At 70.9% G+C, this 19,896-nt stretch carries 17 protein-coding genes and 1 pseudogene; 7 read left to right on the top strand and 11 right to left on the bottom strand.

Features of this window, described 5'->3' with window-relative positions:
• Nucleotides 1-188: 188 nt before the first annotated feature.
• Nucleotides 189-1,640: an MFS transporter gene (locus ACZ48Z_RS28860; RefSeq protein WP_468738795.1), complete on the top strand. Its 1,452-nt coding sequence runs from the start codon at nt 189-191 to the stop codon at nt 1,638-1,640.
• 234 nt (nt 1,641-1,874) lie between these two features.
• Here the strand turns inward: ACZ48Z_RS28860 and ACZ48Z_RS28855 are convergent, their stop codons facing one another.
• From ACZ48Z_RS28855 to ACZ48Z_RS28840, 4 genes are all read right to left on the bottom strand, one after another.
• Nucleotides 1,875-2,546 (bottom strand): enoyl-CoA hydratase-related protein, encoded by a 672-nt coding sequence (locus ACZ48Z_RS28855; RefSeq protein ID WP_468738794.1) that lies wholly within the window; start codon nt 2,544-2,546, stop codon nt 1,875-1,877.
• 57 nt (nt 2,547-2,603) lie between these two features.
• On the bottom strand, nt 2,604-3,170 hold the full coding sequence (locus ACZ48Z_RS28850; protein WP_468738793.1) for a winged helix-turn-helix transcriptional regulator: 567 nt from the start codon (nt 3,168-3,170) through the stop codon (nt 2,604-2,606).
• An 88-nt stretch (nt 3,171-3,258) separates the two neighbouring features.
• Entirely contained in the window at nt 3,259-4,839 is a 1,581-nt protein-coding gene (locus ACZ48Z_RS28845) for an MFS transporter (protein ID WP_468738792.1), read from the bottom strand.
• A 67-nt stretch (nt 4,840-4,906) separates the two neighbouring features.
• Nucleotides 4,907-6,109 carry an Acg family FMN-binding oxidoreductase gene (locus tag ACZ48Z_RS28840; RefSeq protein ID WP_468738791.1) on the bottom strand — a complete coding sequence of 401 codons (1,203 nt, stop codon included), beginning with the start codon at nt 6,107-6,109 and terminating at the stop codon, nt 4,907-4,909.
• Between the two features lie 154 nt (nt 6,110-6,263).
• Between ACZ48Z_RS28840 and ACZ48Z_RS28835 the strand changes: the two genes are divergently transcribed.
• Together ACZ48Z_RS28835 and ACZ48Z_RS28830 are read left to right on the top strand one after the other, a co-directional pair.
• Complete coding sequence (locus tag ACZ48Z_RS28835; RefSeq protein WP_468738790.1) at nt 6,264-8,444, top strand: winged helix-turn-helix domain-containing protein; 2,181 nt, start codon at nt 6,264-6,266, stop codon at nt 8,442-8,444.
• 68 nt (nt 8,445-8,512) lie between these two features.
• Entirely contained in the window at nt 8,513-8,728 is a 216-nt protein-coding gene (locus tag ACZ48Z_RS28830; RefSeq protein WP_468738789.1) for a hypothetical protein, read from the top strand.
• Between the two features lie 237 nt (nt 8,729-8,965).
• On the opposite strand, the gene ACZ48Z_RS28825 is transcribed toward ACZ48Z_RS28830, so the two are convergent.
• Together ACZ48Z_RS28825 and ACZ48Z_RS28820 are read right to left on the bottom strand one after the other, a co-directional pair.
• The gene (locus ACZ48Z_RS28825; RefSeq protein WP_468738788.1) at nt 8,966-10,096 is read right to left on the bottom strand and encodes an FAD-dependent oxidoreductase; all 1,131 of its coding nucleotides are present in this window, start codon (nt 10,094-10,096) and stop codon (nt 8,966-8,968) included.
• 371 nt (nt 10,097-10,467) lie between these two features.
• Nucleotides 10,468-10,716, bottom strand: a pseudogene (locus tag ACZ48Z_RS28820) (WhiB family transcriptional regulator); the annotation flags it as partial.
• A 400-nt stretch (nt 10,717-11,116) separates the two neighbouring features.
• Here ACZ48Z_RS28820 and ACZ48Z_RS28815 point away from each other — a divergent pair.
• Nucleotides 11,117-13,315 (top strand): helix-turn-helix transcriptional regulator, encoded by a 2,199-nt coding sequence (locus ACZ48Z_RS28815; RefSeq protein WP_468738787.1) that lies wholly within the window; start codon nt 11,117-11,119, stop codon nt 13,313-13,315.
• A 68-nt stretch (nt 13,316-13,383) separates the two neighbouring features.
• The gene (locus ACZ48Z_RS28810; RefSeq protein ID WP_468738786.1) at nt 13,384-13,599 is read left to right on the top strand and encodes a hypothetical protein; all 216 of its coding nucleotides are present in this window, start codon (nt 13,384-13,386) and stop codon (nt 13,597-13,599) included.
• A gap of 409 nt (nt 13,600-14,008) precedes the next feature.
• Here the strand turns inward: ACZ48Z_RS28810 and ACZ48Z_RS28805 are convergent, their stop codons facing one another.
• The 3 genes from ACZ48Z_RS28805 to ACZ48Z_RS28795 form a co-directional block, all read right to left on the bottom strand.
• Nucleotides 14,009-14,656, bottom strand: coding sequence for a GtrA domain-containing protein (locus ACZ48Z_RS28805; RefSeq protein ID WP_468738837.1), 648 nt, complete (start codon nt 14,654-14,656; stop codon nt 14,009-14,011).
• 200 nt (nt 14,657-14,856) lie between these two features.
• Nucleotides 14,857-15,096 (bottom strand): hypothetical protein, encoded by a 240-nt coding sequence (locus ACZ48Z_RS28800; protein ID WP_468738785.1) that lies wholly within the window; start codon nt 15,094-15,096, stop codon nt 14,857-14,859.
• 631 nt (nt 15,097-15,727) lie between these two features.
• Nucleotides 15,728-16,561, bottom strand: coding sequence for a LysR family transcriptional regulator (locus ACZ48Z_RS28795; RefSeq protein WP_468738784.1), 834 nt, complete (start codon nt 16,559-16,561; stop codon nt 15,728-15,730).
• A gap of 72 nt (nt 16,562-16,633) precedes the next feature.
• Between ACZ48Z_RS28795 and ACZ48Z_RS28790 the strand changes: the two genes are divergently transcribed.
• Complete coding sequence (locus ACZ48Z_RS28790) at nt 16,634-17,497, top strand: PhzF family phenazine biosynthesis protein (protein ID WP_468738783.1); 864 nt, start codon at nt 16,634-16,636, stop codon at nt 17,495-17,497.
• Nucleotides 17,494-18,504: an ornithine cyclodeaminase family protein gene (locus ACZ48Z_RS28785; protein ID WP_468738782.1), complete on the top strand. Its 1,011-nt coding sequence runs from the start codon at nt 17,494-17,496 to the stop codon at nt 18,502-18,504. The genes ACZ48Z_RS28790 and ACZ48Z_RS28785 overlap by 4 nt, the downstream gene beginning before the upstream one ends.
• A 144-nt stretch (nt 18,505-18,648) precedes the next feature.
• Here the strand turns inward: ACZ48Z_RS28785 and ACZ48Z_RS28780 are convergent, their stop codons facing one another.
• A complete protein-coding gene (locus ACZ48Z_RS28780; protein WP_468738781.1) occupies nt 18,649-18,798 on the bottom strand; it encodes a hypothetical protein in 150 nt (49 codons plus the stop codon).
• A gap of 201 nt (nt 18,799-18,999) precedes the next feature.
• Complete coding sequence (locus tag ACZ48Z_RS28775) at nt 19,000-19,881, bottom strand: class I SAM-dependent methyltransferase (RefSeq protein WP_468738780.1); 882 nt, start codon at nt 19,879-19,881, stop codon at nt 19,000-19,002.
• Nucleotides 19,882-19,896 lie beyond the last annotated feature (15 nt).

Below are 19,896 nucleotides of genomic sequence, written 5' to 3'. Positions count from 1 at the left end.
CTGCTGCTACGCCGTGCCTTCATGGCGGCTGCATCCGCCGTGGCTCCGTCCATCGCACCAGCGCACCTGTCCAGCGGGAAAGGACGCCTCTCATGAACCGAGGCCTCACAGAACAAGGTCACAAAGTGGTGCGTCACGGCGCAGTACTGGCCGTCGCATGCCTGGCTCTGGCAACCGTCGTCTCGGCCATGGCATCGCTGAATGTGGCCCTGCCAGACATTGCCCGTGAGACCCACGCAAGTCAGACGCAGCTGTCGTGGATCATCGACGCCTACAGCCTGGTCTTTGCCGCCCTTCTGCTGCTGGCGGCGACTCTGGGCGACCGGTTCGGCCGGCGCCGGGCCCTGCTGGGCGGCCTCGCTCTGTTCGGGGCCGGATCGGTCGCGGCTGCGTTCTCCTCGGAACCCGGGGTTCTCATAGCCCTGCGAGCTCTGCTGGGGGTGGCGGCCGCCTTTGTCATGCCCGCCACGCTCTCGACCATCACCAGCACCTTTCCCCGCGAACAAAGGACGCGTGCTGTCAGCATCTGGGCGGCCGTCGCGGGAGCGAGCGCCATCCTCGGCCTGGTGGCTTCCGGTGCCGTGCTCGAAGCATGGTCCTGGCGATCTGTCTTCTGGGTGAACGTCGTTCTGGCGGTCGCGGCGTTCATCGGCACTTACGTCTTCGTGCCGGAGTCGGCCGAGGCGAAGAAGCAGCGCGTCGACACCGTCGGCGCCACGCTTACCGTCGTCGGCCTGGGAATCCTGGTCTACTCGGTCATCCAGGCGCCCGAGCACGGCTGGGGAAGCACCCGCACCCTGACCGGCATCACCGTAGGGCTCATCGTGCTCGCCGGTTTCGTCGTCTGGGAGCTGCGCCACCCCCACCCTCTGCTGGATCCCCGGCTCTTCCACAACAAGGCGTTCGCCGCCGGGACCTTGTCGATCACCTTGCAGTTCTTCGCGTTCTTCGGGTTCATCTTCGTCGTCATGCAGTACCTGCAGCTCGTGCGAGGTGACAGTGCGCTGATCGCCGCCCTGAGTGTGCTGCCCATGCCCGCCGCCATGATCCCGAGCGCCCGGCTGTCCCCGAAACTGGCAGCACGTGTCGGCGCCCGCCGTCCCTGGATCGCAGGGCTGATCGCCGTCGCCGTCGGTCTGAGCGTGCTCGCCGAGCTCGACAGGACGAGCTCCTACTGGCTCGTCGTGACGGGGCTCATCCCTCTGGGCGCCGGCATGGGCCTGGCCATGACACCCGCCACCGCGGCCATCACCGACGCGTTGCCCTCCCGCCTGCAGAACGTGGGCTCGGCGGTGAACGACCTGTCCCGTGAACTGGGCGGCGCCCTGGGAATCGCCGTCCTCGGCAGTGCGCTGAACGCCGGCTACCGCAATACCCTCGACACCGAGGGGCTCCCGGCCCACGTGGCCGAGGCAGCCCGCTCATCCCTCGCCGCAGCCAACATCGTCGGCGCCAGGACAGGCGACACCGCCCTGGTCAACCAGGCCCGCGACGCCTTCGCCTCCGGTCTGCACCTCGCTCTCGTCACCGGAGCAGGAGCAGCCCTCCTGGGTGCGGCATCGGTCGCTTTCCTCCTGCCGCGCTCCCCCGACACCCGTGACAGCGCCGACGGTTCCGACGGCACCGCCACGGAGGGATGACCGGCTTTCGCTCTCCTCCCCCGCGCTGCCTGTGCCCCGCCTCGTGCCGGCACAGGCAGCGTCGTGCTCGGCCAAGGCCGTGAGGGCGGGACGGCGCATTGCGGCTTCTGCACGTCGCGGTCCCGTCGCGGCTGACCGCACTGCGGCAGCCGGGGGACGCGCTGCCGGTGTGCCCCACCCGCGTTCCTTCACCGAACGGCCCGCACCGGCCGCCGCCACGGCGTGTACTGCGCTTCAGTTGAGGGCAAGGGTGGTGTCGCGCAACGCCGTCAGGGCCGGGGCGTACATGCGGGCCTTGATGGTGCCGAGGGTGCCCCCCGCCCTGCCCGCCTGTGACCGGGCCAGTGCGACGGCTGCCGTACGCACGTCGTTCTCGGCGACCGCCTGGTCGACGATGCCGGCGGCCACCGCGTCGGCTCCACCGTAGCGGTGCGCGGTGAGCATGGCCCGGTGCGCGGTGTGCGGGCCCAGCCGTGCCTGGATGAGTGCGGACATGCCAGGGCTGAAGGGGATGTCGATGTCCGCCTCGGGCATGCACCAGTACCCGCGGTCTGCGCGCATGATGCGGAAGTCGTGCGCGAGGGAGAACATCGCTCCGGCCGCGAAGGCATGTCCCTGCAGAGCGGCAACGGTGATCACCGGCAGGGACAGCATGCGCGCGAAGAGCTCCTGGACGCACACGACATAGCCGGGGTGCTCGTCCAGGTGGGCCAGCAGCCAGTCCAGGTCCAGGCCGTTGGAGTAGAACTTTCCCGTCGCGGTGGTCACCAGAGCGCGCGGGCCTGTCTCTTTCTCGACCTCGTCCAGTGCGGTGGCGACGGAGGCGAGCCAGTCGGGGTGGAAGCGGTTCTCGCCGTCTCCGAGGTCGAGAACGAAAACGTCGTCGTGACGATCGAGCGTGGGCATCTGGCTCCTTCGAGTGAGGCGGGATCGGGAGTGAGGGGCGAAGTTCGTCGAGGCGCTCTACCGGTTCCCCAGGCGTGACGCTCGCAGCGAGGCTCGGGCGCGCCTGCTGTCGCGAAGCCCTCGCGGCGCCGGCCTCGCCGCCTGCTCGCCTTCCTGTCCTTCACGGACGTGCCCTCGATCAGCGGCGTTGGTATGGCGCCGGCCGAGGCCGGGAACCTGAGCCGGACGCCTCAGCGGCCTTCTGCGACCGGCCTTGGCCTCAGGGACGCCGGCGGAGAGGTGGTCCTCCGCCCAGACGGTCAGGGCGGCCAGCGGGATGAGGAGGGCCTTGCCGTGGGCGGAGAGCGCGTAGCGGCAACGAGATGACGTGTCCGGCGCGGCGGTTCGGGTCACGAGGCCGAGGGTGGTCAGTTCCCGCAGGCGCCGGGTGAGCACGCCTTCGCTGAGGCCGGGGAGGCGCTCGCACACCTGGGTGACATCGGCCGGCCCTCTGGCGAGGGCGGTGATGATCAGCCCGGTACCGCGTCTGCCGAGCAGGGAGGAGGCCCGGGTGAGGGCCACCAGGGGTTCGGGCAGTTGCACGGGGTGGGGCTGGTGCGGCGGCTGAGAGTGCGGCAGTGTCATGGCCGGTTCCTTCCTGGTACGGCGCGAGGGCAGCGGGGTGCGGCCCTCGCGCCGTACGTCGTGGTGGCTGTCGGGCAGGTGGCTGTGGCTACGCAGTCGACTTCGCCGTGTCGCGGTGGGTGCCGCTGTTCGGCGTCTCTGCCTGGTCCGTGCCGGGCTTGCCGGGACGGCGCAGCAGGAGGGTGACGACGGCGGCGGCCAGGAGGGTGGTTGCGGCGCCGCCGATGAGAGAGAGCTGCATACCGGAGGCGAAGGCGTCCCGGGCCTCGTCGATCAGTGCCGGGTTGCCTGTGGCGTGGCCGATGTGGTCGGCGGCGGCGAGGGAGGAGCGGGCTGCTTCCGCGACCGGGGCGGGGAGGCCGCCGGTGTCGAGGGAGTCACGGTACTGGGCACTCATGAGGCTGCCGAGGACGGCGATGCCCAGGGCGCCGCCGAGTTCGCGTGAGAGGTCGTTCACGGCGGATCCCACGTTCTGCAGGTGGGGCGGCAGGGCGTCGGTGATGGCGGCGGTGGCCGGCGTGGTGGCCAGGCCCATGCCCGCGCCGAGCGGCAGGAGCCCGCCGACGACCAGCCAGTAGGAGCTGCCGGCGTCGAGCTGGGCCAGCACGACCAGCCCGGTGGTGACCAGGACGAGGCCGACGGTCCAGGGGGCTCGGATGCCCCGCCGGGCGACCAGGAGCGGGCTGAGGCGGGCACTGGGGATCATCGCCGCGGACATCGGCAGCACGCTCACCGCGGCCATCAGGGCGCTGTCACCGCGCACCAGCTGGAGGTACTGCATGGTGACGAAGATGAACCCGAAGAACGCGAAGAACTGCAGGGTGGTCGAGATCGAGCCGGCCGCGAACAGCTTGTTGCGGAACAGCCGTGGATCGAGCAGGGGGTGCGGGTGCCGCAGCTCCCAGGCGACGAAGACGACCATCACGGCGAGCCCGACACCGATGCCCGCCAGGGTGCGGGTGCTGCCCCAGCCGTGCTCGGGCGCCTCGATGACCGAGTAGACCAGCACTCCCAGCCCGGCCACCGTGAGAGCTGCTCCGGTCACATCGATGCGCTGCCTGCCCGGCTGCGCGGACTCCGGCACGAAGAGGTAGGTGCCGATGAACGCCACCGCGGCCATCACCGCGTTCAGCCAGAACACCGATCGCCATGACCACGCCTCGAGCAGTATTCCGGAGGCGAGCAGTCCCAGCGCGGCGCTGGCGCCCGCGACCCCCGCCCAGATGCTGATGGCACGCGCCTGCTGGGCTCGGGGGAACGTGCTGGTGATCGTGGACAGCGTGGCGGGCATGACGAACGCGGCTGCCACGCCCAGCACCGTACGAAGGGCGATCAGAACGCCCGGCTCGGTCGTGAAGGTCGCGGCGAGCGATACTCCGCCGAACACGGCGACGCCGCCGAGCAGTGCCCTGCGGCGGCCGAAGCGGTCGCCGAGGGTCGCGGCGAACAGCAGGAACGAAGCGAAGATCAGGCTGTAGGAATCGATGATCCACGACAGCTGGGTCTGGTTGGCGTGCGTCTCGCGGGCGACGTCGGGCAACGCCACATTCAGCGAAGCCATCGCCGATACGACGGTCGCCAGGGCAAGACAGGTCACGGCGAGAACGGCACCGGGGCGCAGGGCGCGGACCGGTCCGCCGGCCTGCTCCGTGATGTTGGAGTCGGACATGGGGAACCTCCTTTGAACGAAACGGATGGACGGGCGGCGCATGTGGGACTCGCCGCGCGGCAAGGGGTCAGCTGGTCACGACGTCGTCGAGGCGACGGCGCGGGCTCAGGCCCGGGGTGCGCTCGGGGTGACCGATGCGGAAGGACAGCAGGCCGCCCGAGGCGGGACGGCCGAGCAGGGCGGCCCAACGTGCGGAGAAGACGTCGGGGCCGCCGCTCGCGTGGTCGCGGTCGATGCGTTCGGTGATCTGGTTCATGTGATGCAGGCCCAGGCCGAGCGTGGTCGCGGTGAGGTGCATCCGAGCCAGCAGCCGTCCCCCGTTGACCTGGGCGCTCCGGTCGGTGACGTCGCCGACGACGATGACGCCGTAGGCGGCGGCGGTCGCGGTGTGCACCTCGCGGGTGGCCTTGACCCAGTAGGCGTCGCCGTCCTTGCGGGACTGCGCCGGCAGGAGCTTCGCGGCGAACAGCGTCAGCCCGTCAAGGCCCTGAGTGTCGAGGGTGAGCCCGTCGCGGTGCTTGTCGATGCCGGCACGCGAGCTGCGGAACCAGGTGAAGGCCTCGGAGGACTGGGCGGTGTCCGCGGTGATCGCCTCGGTGGCCTCGACGTAGAGCCGTCCCAGCTGTGCCCGTGTCTGCTCGTCGGTGATCCAGAGCACGCTCGCCCCATGGATGCGGGAACTCTGCTCGGTGAAACCGTCCAGATCGACGGGCTCCGACGTGTAGGGACCGCGGTTGGTGTGCCGGTGCGGGATCGCGGCGGCCAGGTCACCGTCCTGTCCGGTGCGGTCCTTCCTGAGTGCGATGCGCGCGACATGGTCCGAGGCCGGGCCGTGCGGGAAGAGGGTGACCTGCGACGCCGAGCCGGCCGATCCGGCGGCGATCACCATGTTCTCGACGGCGCAGCCGAGGCCGGCGAAGTGCTCGCGGCCGCTGGCGTCGTTGAGCGGCATCCGCCTGCTGGGGTCGGAGTGGACGTCGATGGTGTCGCCGTCGACACTCATTCGCCAGGGCTGCGTGTTGTGCGGGTTGCACGCCAGCACGCCGGCGGCGACCACCCGCTCGATGCCGGTCATCGAGGTCCAGTCGTGCCAGAGGTCGTAGGGATCGCCGGATCCGGCGCTGAAGGCGCCGTTGGTGACGGCCCGGACTCCGCCGAAGCCGACGCCCAGGGTTGTTACCGAGCCGATGCCGAGGGCGGCCAGCTTCAGCCCGTCCCTGCGGGTCAGGGCTATTTCCGGGTAATCCTGTGTGGCAGTGTTCGTGGCCATTGCGTCTCTCCTGTCGCGCGGCCTCGGTCGTGGCAGGAGATTCGCGTGGGACAGGGTGCTCGCGCACCACCCCGCCGCGAGATGTACCCGGGGTGGTGCAGCTGGCAGAGTCGGCGTCGGGTTGCGGTGCTGGGCGCCGCAGGTCGGGAGCGTCGTGACGTCGAAGAAACCTATGCGGCCACTGCTCACGGTGAAACAGGTGATTCCGCCGGCCCGGGCCGGCGCGGTCCCGCGCGAACGCCTGCAGCGGCAGCTGCCTCTGGCCGGGACCCGGCTGACCGTGGTGGTGGCGCCCGCAGACTGGGGCAAGACGAGCCTGCTCAGCGGCTGGGCGGCGGATCCCGAGGAGAAGCGCCGCATCGCGTGGGTCTCGCTCGACGAGAGCGACGACGAACCCGTCCGGTTCTGGAGCTATGTCCTCACCGCGCTGCACAACGCCGGCGACGCGATCAGCACAGGCCCGCTGCAGGCGTTGGACGCGGCAGGCGTCCCCCCGATCGACCTTGCACTGCCGATGCTGCTGAACGAGCTCGCCGCATCCGAGGTGGCACATGTACTGGTGCTCGACGACTACCACCTGCTCACCGACCCGCGGATCCACGAGGCGCTCGAGTACCTCATGACATACCTGCCCGCCTCACTGCGGGTGGTGATCGCCGCACGTACGGATCCGCCGCTGCCGCTCGCGCAGCTTCGGGCCCGTGGCGACCTGACGGAGCTGCGGGCGGCGCAGCTGCGGTTCTCGCCCGGCGAGGCGGCTGCCTTGTTGTCGGCGGTGTCGGGGCACGACCTCGACGGCGCGGCGGCGGCAGGCGTATGGGAGCGGACGGAAGGGTGGGCTGCGGGGCCGCAGTTGGCTGCTCTCGCGCTGCGCGCGGACCCGGCGAAGGCGCCCGCCGACGACCGGCATCTGCTGGACTACTTCGCCGCCGAGGTACTGCCCGGTCTGGAGCCCAGGCAGCGTGACCTGCTCGTGCGGGCTGCGCCACTCGAACGGCTCTCCGGCCCGCTGTGCGACGCCGCACTGCAGGTGACCGGATCGGCCCAGGTACTGTCCGATCTGGTCAGGGCGGACCTTTTCGTGGCCGCGCTGGACGACGAACAGCGGTGGTACCGGTGCCATCGTCTGCTGCGGGATGTTCTGGCAGGCGAGACGACGACGGACCCGCAGGAGGTTCTCGGCCATGCCGCGGACTGGTTCGCGACACAGGACCGGATCGACGACGCAGTACGCCACCTGCTGCGGGCCGGCCGCGATGATGATGCCGCCGAGCTGATGCTGCGCAACGCGGAGACGTGGTTCTTTCCCCGCGGGGAGGCGGCGACGTTCCTGGAGTTCGGGGAGGAGTTGTCCGGCCGGGTGGTGGGCCCGGCCCTGGCGTTCTCGCTGGCCTACTCGGCAGCGCTCTGTGGCGATCAGGCGGGCGTGAACCGCTGGCTGGACGTCTGTGAGGCGAGTGGTAGCTCTGCCGTGGTCCCCGGTTGGCACAACTTCCGCAGTGCCGTGCGCTGCGTGCGTGCGGGCTACGGCATGCCAGATTCCGAGGCCGCGCGATCCGTCGTCATGGTGCAGCAGGCGCTGCACGAGGAAACCGAGGGGGGCGGCGCTGGGGATCCGACAGTGCGGGCGGCGCTCGGGGCCATGCTGGGCCGTGACGGCCGCTTCGACGAGGCGGCAACCCTGCTGCTCGACCTGTGGTCGTCGCCGCGCGACCGCAAGGCGTGGCCGCCGACGCTCGTTCTCCAGGCCGCCGGCACTCTGATGATCAGTCTCGTCGAAGCCGGCCGCGGCGAGGAGTGCGATCGGGTCATGGGCGAGGCCGGCCCGCTCGCCGACGCCGTCGAGCGCATGGGACGGGAGGCGAGCATGCCAGGGGTGGCCTCGTTGCGCATCGCCCAGGCCAGGCGCAGCTACCAGAACGCCCGCATGGAGGCGGCCGCCGTCCTGCTGCGGCGGGTCGTCCCCCTCGCAGAACTGCACCCGCGGCCAACGGTGCGCTTCCTCGGCCTGCTGTACCTGGCCGACGCCGAACTCGCCTGCGGTGAGCGGTCGGCGGCCCGTGCGGCGCTGTCGCGGGCCCGTGAGGTGGTGGAGGAGGAGCCGGTGAGCGCCTACGCGAGGCGGCGGCTGGAGGAGAGCGAAGCGCGGCTGGGCCGGGTCGGCGCCCGCACCGCCGTACGCTCGGGTGCTCTTGTGGAGAAGCTCACCGACAGGGAGCTGTCGATCCTGCGGGCCCTGCAGGGGTCGGCGACCAACAAGAGCCTCTACCGCAAACTCGGCGTCGCTTCCCGGCACGACGCCGTCGCAGCTGCGCGCGATCTTGGTCTGATCTGAGGCCACCCGGGGTGCTCTTCCCGAGCGGGTGGTGCGCAGGCACCCGGACTGCAGGTTTTGTGGACGGCATGACCCATACCCGTTTCGAGCTGACGCTGCGCGGACCGATCGCCCGCTCCCTGCTGGACGTGATCCTGACGCGGTTCGACCACGTGTCCACGCCCGGCACGGACGGCACCGTGCTGGTCGCCGAAGCCATGGATCAGGCATCGGTCCGCGCTCTGCTGAACCTGCTCTGGGATGCCGGCCACGAGGTGCTGGCTTTTGAGGCGGTGCCGGTCTGAGACGTCCCGCGGCGAACCTGCAGCGGCAAGCGTCCCGGCATACCGGCCGGCGGCATCCGGGTGAGAAGGACTTCGCCGCCCCGAACGGCAGTGGGGCACCACTCGCTTCCCGGTGTCCGCCGATGCCGCCACGGGCTTGCGGGCACGCGCGACGGCCGCTCGGTGCGGCGCCCGTTCCTTCTTCCTGTGCCGGCGTGCCGGGCAGGCCCATTCACACGGCGGCGAGAAGGGCGCTGTCTAGCGGTAGTTGAGCTCGGCAAGCTCGCTGGCGAGCTTCCTGGGCATCGGGGTGTGCCCCAGCAGAGGCAGTGCGAGGTTGCGGACGGCGCGGGCCGCGGAGCTGCGCGTGGTGGCCATACGGGTCATGCGGTGGGTGAAGGCGACCACGCGCTGGGCCACGGGGCGGCGTTGCGCCTCGTAGCCGTCGAGCCGGCCGGTGGCGAACGCCCGGCCCAGGGTGTAGCCGTCCTGGATGCCGGTGTTCATCCCCTGACCGCCTGCGGGGCTGTGCACATGGGCGGCGTCGCCGGCCAGCAGCAGACGGCCGGCGCGGTAGTGGTCGGCTACCCGGTGGTGCACCCTAAACCGTGACGACCATGCCAGAGCGGTGACCTGGGCCTGGCCGGGGGCGCGCTCGTCGAGCAGCTCCTGGACGAAGTCGAGGCCCGGTGCGGCGGGCGTGTCGTCCACGGTGGCGACGACCCGGTAGTGGCCGCCGGGAAGCGGGGCGACGACGGCGAGCCCCAAGGTGCCGAAGGTCAGCGAGACCTCTTCCGGCCCCGGGACCCAGTCCATCACCACGTCGGCGAGCACGAAGGACTCGGCGTAGGCGTTGCCGGTGAAACCGATGCCCGCCGCCTCACGCACGGTGCTGTGCATGCCGTCGGCGCCGACGGCATGGGCGGCGCGCAGCGTCTCGCCGGTGGTCATGGTGAGCGTCACGCCCTCCTCGTCCTGAACGACGGAGGCGACCTCGTAGGGGCGGTGCACGTCGCCGCCGAGCGCCCGCAGCCGGTCCAGCAGCACGCTCTCCGTCTCGTACTGCGGAACCATCAGCGTGTACGGATGGGGCGTGGGCAGCTTGTCGAACGGCACCGTCAGCAACCGGCGCGCGCCGTCGCGGACGGCGAACCGGGTGACCTTGACGCCTCGCGCGATCAGCTCCTCGGAGGCTCCCAGCTCGTCCAGAACCTCCAGCGTGCGGGCATGCACCACGGCGGCGCGCGACGTGTTGGCGCCCGCCGCCAGCTTGTCCAGGACAACGAAGTCGATGCCTGCGGAAGCGAGCGTGACGGCGAGTGCGAGACCGGCCGGTCCGGCACCGACAACGGCGACTTCGGTGCGAGCGGGAAGTGCGGGGGCGTTCATGGCGGAGCCTTCCGTTTCTGATCCGGGAAGCAGGTCAACAGGTGTTGGCCTACGCTCGTTGACAGGATGCTCGAATTCCCAGCGGAAGTCAACACGCGTTGGCCCACGGTCGTTGGCGCGAAGGGCCGGGGCCCCGGTGCGCAGCGGCACGGGATCGAGGGATAGCTGGTGAGTGGCGCCGAGTGCCCGGGCCGCGGGCGGACCGCTCGCGCAACGGCCGGCAGAGCACACCGAGGCCGAGTCCGGTGGCCGCCTCATCCCGCCGCAGGACCCCGACAGCACTCGATCCGCCAGGGGGCTTCATCGTCTGCTGCCCAGCCCACCCCGGAGGGCGGGAGGGACCCGGTGCGTACCGGTCCGGTTCGGCCGGGACTCCTCCTCGTCGCCTCATACCCGGCGGTTCGGAGCAGCTCCGTGCGTTCCTCCTCGCCGGTTCCGCCCCACACACCCGACGTCTGTGCGGTGCCGAGGGCGTAGGACAGGCACTCGGAGCTCACCGGGCAGCGGGCGCAGACGCGTTTGGCAGCGGCGGCCTCCCGCAGCGCCGGCCCGGCCGTGCTCACGGGGAAGAACAGCTCGGGGCCCTCGCCCCCGCAGGCGGCGGCGCGCAACCACTCCATCTCACTCCACGGCATTGCTCTGCCCTCTTTGCTGTAGAACGCGTGGCGCTGCAGTGCGGGATTTCCGGACCTTCACCGACCGTCTGTTTCACGCTCACGGCGGCCATGAGGGCGGCTGTCGAGCCGCTGCCCAGGCGGCCGGCATCAGGCCGCGTCCCCGCAGGTCACGACTGTCTCTGGAGGGGGCGTCCGGGACGGTGTTCACAGCCCTTGCGTCTCTCCTGCCGCCCGGCCCCGGGTGGGGGCAGGAGACTCGCATCACACGGGGTGCTCGCGCACCACCCCGCCCCAAGATGTACCCGGGGTGCCCCAACTGGCAGAATCGGCGCCGGGTTGCGGTGCCGGACCGCAGGTCGGGAGTGTCGTGACATCGGACAGGCCTACACGGCCACTGCTCACCGTGAAACAGGTCGTCCCGCCGGCCCGGGCCGACGCGATCCCCCGCGAACGCCTGCAGCAGCAGCTGCGCCTCGCCGAGACCCGGCTGACCGTGGTGGTGGCGCCCGCCGGCTGGGGCAAGACGAGCCTGCTCAGCGGCTGGGCGTCGGGCCCCGACGAGAAACGCCGCATCGCGTGGGTCTCGCTCGACGAGAGCGACGACGAACCCGTCCGGTTCTGGAGCTACGTGCTCACCGCGCTGCACAACGCCGGCGACGCGATCAGCGCGGGCCCGCTGCAGGCGTTGGACGCGGCCGCCGCCGCTCCCGTCGACCTCGCGCTGCCGATGCTGCTGAACGAGCTCGCCGCATCCGAGACACCGCACGTGCTGGTCCTCGACGACTACCACCTGCTCACCGACCCGCGGATCCACGAGGCGGTCGAATACCTGGTCGCCTACCTGCCCGCCTCACTACGGATCGTGATCGCCGCGCGCACGGACCCGCCGCTGCCGCTCGCGCGGCTCCGGGCCCGCGGCGACCTGACCGAACTGCGCGCGGCACAGCTGCGGTTCTCGCCCGACGAGGCGACGGCCCTGGTGTCGGCGGTGTCGGGGCACGACCTCGACCACAGGGCGGCCACCGCCGTATGGGAACGGACCGAAGGGTGGGCGGCGGGCCTGCAGCTGGCCGCCCTCGCACTGCGCGCGGACCCGGCGAAGGCCCACGCCGACAACCGGCACCTGCTGGACTACTTCGCCGCCGAGGTACTGCCCGGCCTGGACCCCAGGCAGCGCGACCTCCTCCTGCGGGCCGCGCCGCTCGAACGGCTCTCCGGCCCGCTGTGCGACGCCGCACTGCAGGTGACCGGATCGGCCCAGGTACTGTCCGATCTCGTCAGGGCAGACCTGTTCGTGGCCGCCCTGGACGACGAACAGCAGTGGTACCGGTGCCATCACCTGCTCCGGGACGTCCTGGCCCACGAGGCCACCACAGACCCGCGGGAGGTCCTCGGCCACGCCGCGGCCTGGTTCACCGAAGAGGGGCAGCTCGACGACGCGGTACACCACCTGCTGCGCGCCGGCCGCGACGACGACGCCGCGGAGCTGATGCTGCGCAACGCGGAGACCTGGTTCTTCGCACACGGGGACGCCGCGAGCTACCTGCGGTTCGGCGAGCGGCTGCCCGGCCGGGCGGTCGGCCCGCTGCTGGCTTACTCGCTGGCCTTCGCGGCGGCGCTCTGCGGCGATCAGGCCCGGGTGAACCACTGGCTGGACGCCTGTGAAGTCCGGGGCACCGCAGAGACCGTCATGACCGGTTGGCACAGCTTCCGCAGTGCCGTGCTCACCGTGCGTGCGGGCTTCGGCATGTCGGACGCCGAGGCCGCGCGATCCGTCGCCCTGGCCCTGCAGGCTCTCGAACTCGAAACCGCCGGCGATGTCACCGCGCACCCGCACGTACCCGCGACACTCGGTGGAGTGCTGGCCCGCGACGGCCGTTTCGACGAGGCCGCGGCCCTGCTGCTCGACGTGTGGCAGCAGCGCCACCGCGACTCGTGGCCCCTGTGGACCGTGATGGCCGTAGCGGGCATGCTGACGGTCAGCCTTGTCGAGGCCGGCCGCGGCGAAGAGTGCGACCGGGTGCTGCGCGAGGCCGGTCCGACAGCCGACGCCGTCGAGCGCGACGGGCGGGAGGCCAGCACGCCCGGGCTCGCCGCCCTGCGTATCGCCGCCGGCCGGCGCGGCTACCTGCGCGCCGACACGGAGGGGGCCGCGGTCCTGCTGCGCCGCGCCGTCGCCCTCGCCGAACTCCACCCGCGGCCGACGACGCTGTTCCTCGGCCTGTTGTACCTCGCCGACGCCGAACTCGCCTGCGGCAACCGCTCCGCCGCCCGCACCGCGCTGGCGCGGGCCCGCGAGGTCGTGGAGGAGGAGCCGGTGAGTGCCTTCGCGGCTCGGCGCCTCGAGCAGGCCGAAACACGGCTGGGCCAGGCCGGCACCCGCACCGCCGTGCGCTCCGGCGCCCTGGCGGAGGAACTGACCGACCGTGAGCTGTCGATCCTGCGGGCCCTGCAAGGATCTGCGACCCAGCGGGAGATCGGCGCAGCGCTGTTCCTGTCGATCAACACGGTCAAGGCATACAACAAGAGCCTCTACCGCAAACTCGGCGTGGCCTCCCGGCAGGACGCCGTCAAAGCGGCACGCGAACTCGGCCTGATCTGATCCCACCCCGGGTGTCTTTGCCTCGCGGGTGGTGCGCGCGCCCACGAGCGAGGGGTTTCCTGTACGGCATGGCCCCCACCCGCTACGAGCTGATCCTGCGCGCACCGATCGCCCGCACCCTGCTGGACGTGATCCGAACCAGGTTCGACCACGTGTCCACGCCTGGCGAGGACGGCACCGTGCTGATCGTCGAGAACATCGACCAGGCATCGGTGCGCGCCCTGCTGACCCTGCTCTGGGACACCGGCCACGACGTACTGGCCTTCCAGGAGACAAGGGCCTGAGACGTCCACCGAACATGCGTGATGGCCTCGGGCGTGCGGCTGTCACCGGTTCACGTGCCGCACGACCTCGCTGTCGCCGCGGGTGGCGGACCGGTACCGAAGGGCGGTCGGCCGGGTGCGGCCGCAGCCGACCTCGCCGGTGCGGTCGGCGCCGGCACGGGCTTGCGGTCTTCGGCACGCCAAGGCCTCTGTCATCTCCTTGCGCGAGGCGTCTTCCGCGCCCCGGACACAGGGCACGCAGAGCCTGTATCACCGGCCGGCCCCTGCATCATCGACTCCCCCGGCCTCAGCGCGAAGGCGTGTCGCACCCTCCGGGTCCAGGACTGCAGCTCACGCCGGGGACACCGCGCGCGAATGACGAAGACCCGGGGCCGGATCCGGTACGCCGCGGCCACCATCACGCAAGCGGTCAAGACACTCGGGTGAACCCCTCGCACAACGACTCGCCCGGACGAACGCCCGTCCCGCTGACGCTGGTTCTTCCGGTCGGCATCGTTGCCGCCGCCCTCGCCCCACCCAGGATGACTCGCTCGCTCACCGGCTGCGGGGTCTTCGGCCACGGCGCAGTCGCGATGGACCAGGACGCGGCCTCGCTCGCTTCCTGGACCCCCGCCGGGCTGCCCTCCTGCACCGTGGTCGAACTGCCGGCGAAGACGACCATGCGCAGAACGAGGAACCGCCCGATTCCGGCGAGTCCTGAAGCACTGAGATAGACGGCCTGCTCGCTCAGCGTCCCGGCCGACGGCTGCATGAGGTGCAGGACGAACATCGCCGCGCACGTCACTGTATAGGCGGCCAAGGCCGACCCGGCGGACTGCCAGTGCCGGCGCCATCCGGCCCGCCGCCCGGCCTTGAAGGTGAAGCGCGCGTGGAGTTCTGTGCACAGGATGGTGGAACCCGCGGTGACCAGTGCGTTCGCCGACGCCCAGGGCATCAGCGTGGCCAGCAGTGCCACGGCCGGCCCGGAAGCGAGTCCGACACCGCCGCCGCACAGGACGAACCGGGAGAAGGAGGTGAGCGCGCCCGGAGCGGCTGCCGTCCGGCGCGCCTCGTCCATGGCGGCTTCCGCCCGGCCGGCGTGCTGCGCCTCGTACGCCGTACCGGGCTCCGAGGGGAGCAGCGACTTCATGGCGATCGTCCTTCCGGGCCGGGGCACCCCGGTCTCCGGGCCGGGGGCGGAACAGACTGCCAACAAGTGTTGGCAACCACTTGTTGACAGGATGCCCACCCCTGACCGGAAAGTCAACACTCGTTGGCCTACACCTGTTGGCGTGACGCGGGAGACCGGAAACCCGCTGCCTGCGGCGCTCCGGCCGCACCCGGTTCTTCGTTCTCTTCGGGAGGGACGGCGCGACGCAGCAGGACGGCGGACGCCTCCGTGCCGGCGTTGTGGTAGCCGCGCCGGACCTGGGCGATGCGCAGCGGAGGCAGCCCCGGCGTGCTCGTCTCCCGCCCGTCGCGCCCGACGGCGTCGGCGAGCGGACGGACCTCGCTCATGACCCGCGCCGCAGTCCTGCCCCCGGCCGGCTTCGACGAGGGGTGATCGTCAGCGTGCCGGAGCGCCCTGCCGCATCAGCGACGGCGGCGCCTTGCGGTGGCGCGGCGACGACCGCAGTTCGAGCAGCAGGGTCGCAGCCTCGTCGAAGCGGCCCTCTCGGGCGGCGCAGCCCCCGGCGCAGCCCATACGGCCGGATGCCCGGCGAAGCGCCCGCTGTGGTCTCCTCGTCCAGCGCCCGCTGCATCACCACGACGGATTGCGCGTCCTCGAGATCCGGGACGCCGAAACCCGCGGGCACACAGAGCACAGCGCGCAGGCGGAGACGGCGGTGCCGCGGGCGTCACCCGCCTCGCAGACGTCCCATCGGCGGTTGGCCGGCTCCTGATCGCCGCAGAGCACCGCTGTGCAGGCCGGTGCGTACGCCGGCGCGGAGCCCACCGTCCGGCCGGGCAACCGCTCGCCGAACTGCAGGCACGTCGCGGCGGCCACGGTGTCGCCGCTGACCAAGGCGACGTCTGCCTGCCCGGAGGCGGCTCGTCCTCGTGGTGGAGGCAGGCCGCAGTCGTGACGGCGTCCGAGGGCAGCCGTCCAGACACCGCTTCCTGTCGTGCCTGGCCCTCGTGCGTTGCGTCAGATCAGGCTTTTCAGGAGTTCCTCGACCGCGTCGACAAGGAGATCGCCCTCAGTACCCGGGCGCCGGACCATTCCGAGTTCCACGTCGGGCAGTTCGGGCAAACCGTGCGCCGCCATGCCGGACTCGACCTGGGCGGGAAGGAGGGCCGCGGCGCCCAGCCCGGCGCGAACCGCGCTCTGCACGCCGGCCAGGCCGGTGCTCTCGAAGGCGATACGCCAGTCACGTCCGCTGTCTTTCAGAGCGTCGAGTACCGGCATGCGCCAGCGGCACGGCTGGGAGAACAGCACGAGCGGCAGCGGGTCCAGGCTGAGATCCGCCTCAGGCCCGGCGGCCCAGACGAGGGGCAGCCGCACGGTCCAGCGCGGAGGTTCGGGCAGATACGCCGGGTCACACAGCGCCAGGTGGATGCGGTTGGTCGTGAAGGCCCTTCTCATTGCCGGGCCGGGCGCGCTGACCAGTTCCAGCGTCGCCTGCGGATGCATCCGGCCGAAGTCGGCCAAGGCCTGTGCGAGCGGAGCGGCGGCGAGGTCCTCGATCAGACCTACGCCGCAGTGCCCGGCCACGGTCTCCCCGGTGGCCGTCATAGCCTGCGCCGACAGGGTAAGGATGCGTTCCGCGTACGGCAGCAGAGCCTCCCCGGCCCTGGTCAGCGACACACCTGTGGCAGACCGGTGCAGCAGCGGTTGACCGACGGCGCGTTCGAGTTTCCTCAGCTGTCCGCTGAGCGCCGGCTGGCTGTGCCCCAGCACGTTCGCAGCCCTGCTAATGCTCCCCGAACGGACGCAGCTGACAAAGGCCCGCAGGAGCGATGTCTCAAGATCCGGCCCCATAAGCACAGGTTATATCCGCCCTATGAAAGTTGCCGGTTCCTTGAACCTGCGACAGACCGTACTGTCCGAAACATGCGCTACCTACACGTTGACGTCTTCAGCAGCCGGCCGTACAGCGGCAACAGCCTGGCGGTGTTCCCGGACTCCGCACAGCTCAGCGCGAAGCAGATGGTGCGCATCACCCAGGAGATGCGCCACTTCGAGTCGGTCTTCCTGGCCCGGGACCCCGCCAGTGACCGGAGCCGGCATGCGCGCGTCTTCGACCTTGCCGGGGAACTCGACTTCGCCGGCCACCCTCTCATCGGGGCAGCATGTGTCATGCACGCGCTGCACGGTGGCGATGACACCGAGACCTGGTGCCTGAAGCTCAAGGCCCGAACGGTCGACGTCACCACCCGACGCCGAGCAGCGGGCCGCTACAGCGCCGTTCTCGACCAGGGCCCCGCCGCATTCCTCGGCCGCCCCGACATCGCCGAGCTGGCCGCCTGGTTCTCCTTGGACGCCGACGACCTGGATCCGGACCTTCCTGCGGAAGTGCTCTCCACAGGACTTCGGTACCTCATGGTTCCTGTGCGTGGCGACGCGCTGGAACGCGCCCGGATCGCCCAGGACCTCGAAGCTCCCCTCGCTGCGTATGGTGCACAGTTCGCCTACCTGCTCGACGCCACCACGCTGGAAGGACGTCACTGGAACAACGACGGCGTCCTCGAGGACGTGGCCACCGGTTCCGGCGCCGGTTGTGCCGCCGCCTACCTGCGCCGACACAGCCGGATCGGCGACGGGGAGAGCGTCACCCTGCGCCAGGGGCGCTTCACCGGCCGCGCCAGCCAGATGACGATCAGCGCACACGGCGAAGGGCAGGACATCCGCTCCGTCATGGTGGGCGGCGAAGTGGCGTTCGTTGCTGAAGGGCGTCTGAGGGAGCTGCCCGCATGAGCCCCTCCGCGCTGCCCCACGTCGGCCCTGACGCCATCCGGGCCGCAGTCGGATACGAAGACGTCCTGGAACCGGTGGCCCAGGCGCTCGCCGACTACAGCCGGGGCATGGGCGACTCTCCGGTGGTGGTCTTCGCACCGGCCGGGCGGGACGGCGACGTCCACGTGAAGTCGGCCTGGCTGCCCGGGCGCCCCGTGTTCACCGTGAAGGTGGCGACATGGTTCCTCGAGCGATCCCGGCGCGGTGGTACGCCGGCATCCGGAATTATCGCCGTCTTCGACGCCCAGACCGGTGATCTGCGGATGCTGCTGGAGGACGAGCACCACATCTCCGACATCCGTACCGCTGCTGCGGGTGCCCTTGCCGCACGTACCCTGGCCCGACCGGATTCTGCCGTGCTCGCCGTCCTGGGCACCGGTGTCCAAGCCTATTTGCAAATCCTGGCGGCCGCCCATGAACTTCCCCTGCGGGAGGTACGCGTGTGGGGACGCAACCCCGACCACGTGCTGCGCCTGACAGCCGCTGTCATGGCCCGCCACCCTGAACTGCACGTGAGGGCCGCGGCCGATGCCCGAGGGGCCTGTCAGGGGGCCGACGTCCTGGTCACCGCAACCGCCAGCACAGAACCGCTGGTCGAAAGCGCGTGGCTCACGCCAGGCATGCACATCACCGCAGTCGGTGCCGACGATCCTTCCAAGGCCGAACTGTCTCCCGACTGCCTGCCGAAAGCCGATCGGATCGTCGTCGACAGCCGTGAACTGGCCGGCATCCACGGGGACCTGGCGCGAGCAGGAATGGATACCGCGGAGCATGCAGAGCTCGGAGAGGTCCTGGCACGGACCGCACCCGGCCGGTCGGACAACGCCGAGATCACTGTCTGCAAACTCATCGGCCTCGGGGTGCAGGACCTCGCCGCAGCCGAGGTCACTCTCAGGTACCTCGACGACGGTGCCCCGTCACGCAACAGGCCACCGGCCAGCGCAAAGGATGTGAGCGTCGCCCGGTAGGAGAACCAGCGGACCTGCAAGGCCAGGTCGCATCGCCGGTTGTCCCCGGAATGTGTCCAGCAGCGGGAGCAACCGCTTGACGCCGCTGCGGTTTCCGCCGGCCAGCAGCAGCGGGAGCGGGCACCCGGACGCGGGAGAAGTCGATCACCCGCGACCAGTGCGGATGCCGGTATACAGCACGAACAGGATTCCGCACAGCGCCGGCCGGTCCGGCGCCTGCAGTCTGCCTTCCCCCGGCTTCGGCGCCGACCAGGGCAGCAACGGCTCGATCAGCGACGACAGTTCATCCGACACGATCCAAGGACACGACTGCCGTTTCCCCACGACCAGGGCAACGACCAACCACGCCCGAAAGCCACATGATCAACAGCCCGACCCTATCGTTGATCACTTGCGTGGCCCGGGGTCGTGACCTCGGCAGCGCACCCCTGAGAGGTGATCGCGATCGCGCGACCGGAGGACTACCGCGACGTGGTGAAACTCAACCGTCGGCTCTCATGCGCCGCCGAGAGCCGACGGACGGACCGCCCTGAGCGAATACAGGATGGGCAGATAGGTGCCGCTGAAGGGGAACCGGTACAGGCCGTCCGGGCCCTGCGGCAGGAGGTGGCGCCCGCCGGTCTCGGTCTCCGTGTGCTCGCCCAGGCGCTCCACGACCAGTCCCGCCGACGTGGCCGCCCTGACGATCTGCCCCAGCGAATACGGGTACCGAGTGGACGTCTTCGGCTCAGCGGGGACGTCGGCGTGGGCGTAGACGCCCGTCATCGCATCGTGGTGGGGCGCACCGCCACCGTGGGGCCGGTCGGCGACGAAGGGATCGAAGGTGAGCACCGCCTGGAAGACGGGGTGAGGGTCGACGAGCACCAGCCTGCCTCCCGGCCGCAGCGCCGACGCGGCGCCGCTCATCCAGGCGTCCAGGTCGCCGACCCACGACAGCACCCCGTAGGTGGCGACCACCAGGTCGAACCTTGCGGCCAGGGCATCGGGAAGACGCTGGGCGTCCGCTTCCACGAACTCCGCTTCCAGACCGGCCCGTTCCGCCAGCCGCCGGGCTCGTGCGACCGCGTCGGGGGAAGAATCGACGCCGGTGACGCGGGCGCCCAGGCGGGCCCAGCTCAGGGTGTCCATTCCGAAGTGGCATTGCAGGTGCAGGAGTTCCTTGCCGGTCACGTCGCCGGCGAGTTCTCGCTCGATACCGCGCAGGCTCTGCCCGCCGGCGAGGAAGGCCTCCACGTCGTAGGACCGGTCGTCGAGGTCGGTGCCGTGGAACGCGGCAAGGTCGTCCCGCAGGGCCCCGTTGGCGGCGGTCCGGTCTGCGTCCGCCGCCACGGCGTCGTCGTCGGAACCCAAGCCGCAGGCTCGGTCTTCAGCGGCCACTGCCGGCCCCTCCTT

This window comes from Streptomyces sp. NPDC031225 (assembly GCF_055570355.1).
This window is presented reverse-complemented; position numbering and strand designations above follow the sequence as displayed.